This window comes from Streptomyces macrolidinus (genome assembly GCF_023887685.1).
Taxonomy (GTDB): domain Bacteria; phylum Actinomycetota; class Actinomycetes; order Streptomycetales; family Streptomycetaceae; genus Streptomyces; species Streptomyces macrolidinus.
Window position 1 is genome coordinate 1 of sequence record NZ_JAMWMR010000113.1, and the last position, 491, is coordinate 491.

The 491-nt window shown below is 68.4% G+C and carries 1 protein-coding gene; it reads left to right on the forward strand.

The window, feature by feature from the left end; all coding sequences use genetic code 11:
- On the forward strand, positions 1 to 491 hold a 491-nt coding region (locus NGF19_RS30460), incomplete at both ends, for a beta-ketoacyl synthase N-terminal-like domain-containing protein (protein WP_252429176.1).

Here is a 491-nt window from a genome sequence, read left to right on the forward strand (position 1 = left end):
TCGACCCGGATGCCACGGGGCGCACCTACTGCCGGAACGGCGGATTCCTCGACGGCGCGGGGGAGTTCGACGCGGACTTCTTCGGGATCTCGCCGCGTGAGGCGTTGGCGATGGACCCGCAGCAGCGGCTGCTGCTGGAGACGTCGTGGGAGGCCGTGGAACACGCGGGAGTGGACCCGGTCTCCCTGAGGGGACAGCAGGTCGGCGTCTTCGCGGGCACCAACGGCCCGCACTACGCGTCCCTGATCGAGAACTCGACGCAGGACGTGGAGGGTTACGTCGGCACCGGCAACGCAGCGAGTGTCATGTCGGGCCGGGTGGCGTACGCGTTGGGTCTTGAGGGTCCCGCGTTGACGGTGGACACGGCGTGCTCGTCGTCGTTGGTGGCGCTGCACTTGGCGGTGCAGGCGTTACGCAAGGGCGAGTGCGACATGGCGCTCGCGGGCGGTGTCACTGTCATGTCGTCCCCCACGACCTTCGTCGAGTTCAGT